The following is a 5,114-nucleotide window of genomic DNA, read 5'->3' as shown; positions in this document are numbered from 1 at the left end:
AGGCCGCCGATGCGGTGCAGCACTTTGGGCATTTTGGAGTACATGCGCGTGCCTTTGCCGGCGGCGAGGATGACGATATTTAAAGCTGTCTGAGCCATGATACGGTTTCCGTTGTCGTTGTTTGAGGCCGTCTGAAAAGTGTGGCAACAAGTGTTGATTGTTTTTCACTCCGTTTCAGACGGCCTTGGGGATATTGTTATTCGGTTGCTGGCTGTTGGTTGGCAAATTGCGGTTTTTGCCAGTGCTGGCCGCGTTCGCCGTGTTCAGCATGATCCGCTTGGTTGGATTGGACGGCGCGACGCTCAGGACGGAATTGGTTGTAATTCATGTTTTTAGAATAAGTCCCGTCCTGATAAACGATAGGTGTGCCGGTAGCATATTTTTGGCGTACGGCGGTACGGCCGGATTCGTTGGTGTAGGTTTCCCAAGAGCAACTGGCCAAAACGGCGGCGGCGGTCAGAATTAAAGCGAGTTTACGCATGATGTTGTCCTTGTTTTTAAATGTTGGAAATACTGTGTATTGTACTGGTTTTTTAAAGGCTTAATGGCAGGTTTTGTGCAAAATCAAGCAAGCCCTGCATATCTTTCGCTGTGCCGTCGGCAAATGGCAGCGGATGGACTTTTTCGCCGTACCAAACGGTCTTCATGCCCAAGGCTTTGGCTTGGTGCAGATTGTCGGCGCTGTCGTCCACCATAATGCACTGTTCGGGTTTGACGCCCAACAGGCGGCAGACGTTGAGATAGGCTTGCGGATTGGGTTTGTAGAGCAGGCCAAAGTCGTCCGTGCCGAACAAGCCGTCAAAATGCGCTTCCAAGCCCAACACCTCAACCAATGCGCGGACATAAAACGAAGGCCCGTTGGAAAATACGGTTTTTCTCCCTTTCAGACGGCCTAAAACGTCATCAGTTCCATCCATACCCTCCACCTTTGCCAAAATTTGCTTAAGCGGGTGACTTTCACGCAAAAATTCATCGATATCGACTTCAGGATGGTGGATTTGCAAACCGGCAAGCGTCGCGCCGTATCGGTGCCAATAATCTTGGCGCAGGTGGGATGCGGCTTCTTCGGAAAGTTTCAGACGGCCTGCCATGTATTCGGTCATGGCGCGGTTGATGATGTAGAAAATGCCGGCTTCGGCATTGTGCAAAGTATTGTCGAGGTCAAACAGCCAAACAGGAGAATGATTCATATCGTGCCTTGATATGCAGATTTTGTTATGATATTTCGTATTTTACCCGTACAAAGGAAAGAGAATGAAACTGAAATTGTCCGCCGTGGCTCTGTTGCTGGCTTCGGCAAACCTGTACGCCCAAACCGAAGTGCGTTTGGCCGTGCACAAATCCTTCAGCCTGCCCCAAACCGTCATCGCGCAATTTGAAAAAGCCAACGATGCCAAAGTGTCCGTCATCAAGGCAGGCAGCGGCAACGAAATGCTCAACAAGCTGATTTTGAGCAAGGCCAACCCGATTGCCGATGCGGTTTACGGTTTGGACAACGCCAACATCGGCAAAGCCAAAGCCGCCGGCATCCTTGCCGCCAACCAACCCAAATCCGCACCCGTAACCGCCTCCCTGCCCGATGCGCTGGCCGTCGATTACGCCTATGTCGCCATCAACTACGACAAAAAATGGTTTGAACAGAAAAAACTGCCTCTGCCGCAAACCCTGCAAGACCTGACCAAACCGGAATATAAAAACCTTTTGGTAACCCCGTCTCCCGCCACATCCTCGCCCGGCCTCTCCTTCCTCTTGGCCAACATCGGCGGCATGGGTGAAGAAGGCGCATTCAAATGGTGGGCGCAAATGCGCCAAAACGGCGTGAAAGTTGCCAAAGGCTGGAGTGAAGCCTACTACACCGACTTCACCCAAAACGGCGGCGCTTATCCCCTCGTGGTCAGCTATGCCACCAGCCCGGCGGCCGAAGTCCACTACTCCAAAGGCAAATACAACACCCCGCCCACCGGCAACCTCTTCCTCAAAGGCGGAACATTCCGCCAAGTTGAAGGCGCGGCCGTTTTGAAAGGCGCGAAGCAACCCGAACTGGCGGCCAAACTGGTGAGCTGGCTGCAAAGCGGCGAAGTGCAACAAGCCCTGCCTGCCGAAATGTGGGTCTATCCGGCTGCCAAAAACACGCCGCTGCCCAAAGTATTCGAGTTTGCCCAAACCCCAAAACACAGCGATTCCCCCAACCGCGCCGACATCAACACCAAACAAAAACAATGGGTGAGCCGTTGGAGCAAAACCGTTTTACGTTAAGCTGAAAAAGATTTAAGAAAGATTAAAGGCCGTCTGAAAAACCAAATCATTAGTTTTTCAGACGGCCTTGTTTTACAATAACCTTTTAAACAACTTCACACGCACACAATTATGAATTTCGATCTTCAAGCCCTCTCCTCCTTCTCCGGTTGGGAACACCTCGCTCAAGTTGGTATGTCTTTCGGCACGAACCTGCTGGCCGCCTTAGCCATCTTCTTTATCGGCCGTTGGGTCGCCACGCGCGTGGTGACACTGATGAAAGCCGCGCTGACACGCGCCAAAGTCGATAAAACGCTGGTCAGCTTCCTCGGCAACGTCGCCAACATCGGCCTACTGATCCTCATCATCATCGCTGCACTGGGCAAACTCGGCATCCCGACCACTTCCGTGACCGCCTTGATCGGTGGCGCAGGCTTGGCCGTGGCTTTGTCTTTGAAAGACCAACTATCCAACTTCGCCGCCGGCGCGCTGATTATCCTGTTCCGCCCGTTTAAAGTCGGCGACTTTATCCGCGTCAACGGTTTTGAAGGCATCGTCCGCGAAATCAAAATGGTGCAGACCTCTTTGAGCACGCCGGACAACGAAGAAGTCGTCCTGCCCAACAGCATGGTCATGAGCAACAGCATCACCAACCGCTCCTCCCTACCCCTGTGCCGCGCCCAAGTCGTTGTCGGTGTCGACTACGCCTGCGACTTGAAAGCCGCCAAAGCCGCCGTCTTGAGAGCGGCAACCGAGCATCCATTATGTGTTCAAACCAAAGAACGACCTGCCGTCGTATACATTACCAACCTCGCCGCCAGCGCCATCGAAATCACGCTTTGGGCATGGACGAACGAAGCGGATTTGGCCTTATTCCGATTCGGTTTGAACGAGCAGGTCGTCGAAAACCTGCGCGAAGCCAACATCAACATCCCATTCCCACAATGTGATGTCCACCTCATTCAGCCGAAAGACTGATTTCAACTTTCAGGCCGTCTGAAACCCGGCGGGTCAAACGCCCGCCCCATTCCACCCTTTTCCATAAGGAGCCGCCATGTCCCATCTGCAAACCATCGCCGAACACCTGACCAGCCGCCGTCAAACCGTTACCTGTGCCGAGTCCTGCACCGGCGGCCTGCTTGCAGGTGCGCTGACCTCCCTCTCCGGCAGCTCGCAATGGTTTCATCAAAGCTTCGTCACATACAGCAACCAAGCCAAACAGGAGCGTCTCGGCGTCATGCCCGATACCTTGCTGAAACACGGCGCGGTTAGCCGCGAGACCGTCTATGAAATGGCACGCGGCGCAAAAGCCGTGGCGCAGGCAGATTACGCCTTGAGTATTTCCGGCATCGCCGGCCCTAGCGGCGGCAGCGCGGCCAAACCGGTCGGCACAGTCTGGTTCGGCCTGGCCACGCCCGAAGGTTCGTTTGAGCAAACCGCGCTTTTCACAGGCGACCGCGAAGCAATAAGGGCGCAAGCCGTCGAATACGCATTGGCTTTCTTGGCGGAACATTTGGTTTGATAGAAAAAACTCAGGCCGTCTGAAATCTGGAAATCAGGTTTCAGACGGCCTTTTTATTTCTTGATTCAAACCATCGGCGGATTTATACGCCCAAAAGCTCTTTACCGAGGAAGCTGCCTTTTTCGACACCCGGCAGGACGAAGAAATAGCCACCGCCAAACGGGCTGATGTATTCCTCCAGCGGCTCGCCGTTGAGCAGGTTTTGCACGAAGATGAAGCCGTCGGCAAGGTTGGCCTGATAGCAGATGAATATCAAGCCGACATCGAGTTGGCCGTTGGCGGCGAGACCGCGCGAGTAGTTGAAGGCGCGGCGGTAGAGCAGGTGTTTTTTCATGAACTCAGGATCGCGCGGATTGGCAAGGCGCATATGGCTGTCTTTGGGCGTGATTTTGCCGTCTGGGTCTTTGGCAAAATCGGCGGTGTCGCCCTCTTTTTTACCGTCCATGGGCGCGCCGCTGTATTTGCGCCGGCCGAAAATATCGGTTTGCTCCTGCATCGGGGTGCGGTCCCAAAACTCGACAAAGTGGCGGATAAGGCGGACGGCCTGATAGCTGCCGTTTTTCGCCCATGCCGGTTCGTCCAAGCTGTTGGCGGCAACGCCTGTCCACAGAACCTGATCGGCAACTTTGGGATCTTCGACTTTTGGATTGCCGGAGCCGTCGCGGAAACCTAAAAGGTTGCGCGCGGCAATGGCGCCGGGTTCGGCTTTAGGGAGCCAACCGTCTATGCTCCAGCGGATCACGGCAAACTGGGCGGTATTTTTGATGATGTCGCGCAGGGCGGCTTGGCAGGTTTCGGGGGAAAACGCGCAAATTTGCAGGCTGAGGTCGCCGTCGCACCACGATTTTTGGAGTTTGTCGTTGGGGAAGTCGCGCATTTCTTGCAAGTGTTTCGGCTTTTTGTCTTTGAGGCCGAAGCGGTCGTCAAAGAGGCTGCTGCCGACGCCGACGGTAACCGTCAGCCCGTCGGGGCGGAATTGTTTGCCGAGGATGCCGCTGCCTGCAGGCGGGAGTTTGTCGTCGCCGTCTTGATATTCGCCGCCTTGGGTGAGGAATTCGATGCGGGCGGTCAGGGCGCGGAACAGGTTTTCAAGTTGTTTGGCGTCTTTGGCGGTAACGTCAAAGGCACACATGATGCCAAAGAGCTGGTGTGGCGTGACAATGCCTGCCTGATGCTCGCCATAACACGGATAGGCCAGCTCGGAATGTTGGTTGTTTTGGGTCTCGGCGGCGGCTTCGCCTTGTTTTTTACCGGCAAAATAACCGGCAACGCCGATGGCGCCGGCGGCAAGGGCAGTTTTGAAAAGGGTTCGTTTTTCGGGTTGTGCCGGTTGTTTGTTTTGGCTCATGGTCTGCTC

General features: G+C 54.5%; 6 protein-coding genes. 3 read left to right on the top strand and 3 right to left on the bottom strand.

From position 1 onward, the window contains the following. Positions 1-196: 196 nt before the first annotated feature. Both ACTHSP_RS17675 and ACTHSP_RS17670 read right to left on the bottom strand, forming a co-directional pair. On the bottom strand, positions 197-481 hold the full coding sequence (locus tag ACTHSP_RS17675; RefSeq protein ID WP_049350744.1) for a membrane lipoprotein lipid attachment site-containing protein: 285 nt from the start codon (positions 479-481) through the stop codon (positions 197-199). Positions 482-533: 52 nt separating this feature from the next. After that, positions 534-1,190, bottom strand: coding sequence for a pyrimidine 5'-nucleotidase (locus tag ACTHSP_RS17670; protein ID WP_371464872.1), 657 nt, complete (start codon positions 1,188-1,190; stop codon positions 534-536). Positions 1,191-1,254: 64 nt separating this feature from the next. Here ACTHSP_RS17670 and ACTHSP_RS17665 point away from each other — a divergent pair, with 64 nt between their 5' ends. The 3 genes from ACTHSP_RS17665 to ACTHSP_RS17655 all read left to right on the top strand — a co-directional run bounded on the left by ACTHSP_RS17665 (position 1,255) and on the right by ACTHSP_RS17655 (position 3,757). After that, the gene (locus ACTHSP_RS17665; RefSeq protein WP_440346561.1) at positions 1,255-2,256 is read left to right on the top strand and encodes a thiamine ABC transporter substrate-binding protein; all 1,002 of its coding nucleotides are present in this window, start codon (positions 1,255-1,257) and stop codon (positions 2,254-2,256) included. A 111-nt stretch (positions 2,257-2,367) separates the two neighbouring features. Next, on the top strand, positions 2,368-3,213 hold the full coding sequence (locus tag ACTHSP_RS17660; protein WP_440346560.1) for a mechanosensitive ion channel family protein: 846 nt from the start codon (positions 2,368-2,370) through the stop codon (positions 3,211-3,213). A gap of 76 nt (positions 3,214-3,289) precedes the next feature. After that, complete coding sequence (locus ACTHSP_RS17655) at positions 3,290-3,757, top strand: CinA family protein (protein ID WP_440346559.1); 468 nt, start codon at positions 3,290-3,292, stop codon at positions 3,755-3,757. Positions 3,758-3,839: 82 nt separating this feature from the next. On the opposite strand, the gene efeB is transcribed toward ACTHSP_RS17655, so the two are convergent. Further along, positions 3,840-5,105 carry an iron uptake transporter deferrochelatase/peroxidase subunit gene (gene efeB / locus ACTHSP_RS17650; protein WP_070631554.1) on the bottom strand — a complete coding sequence of 422 codons (1,266 nt, stop codon included), beginning with the start codon at positions 5,103-5,105 and terminating at the stop codon, positions 3,840-3,842. Positions 5,106-5,114 lie beyond the last annotated feature (9 nt).

The sequence above is a fragment of the Neisseria sp. P0001.S005 genome (genome assembly GCF_051963715.1).
Note: the sequence above shows the minus strand (reverse complement) of the source record. Positions and strands in the feature narration are given on the sequence as shown.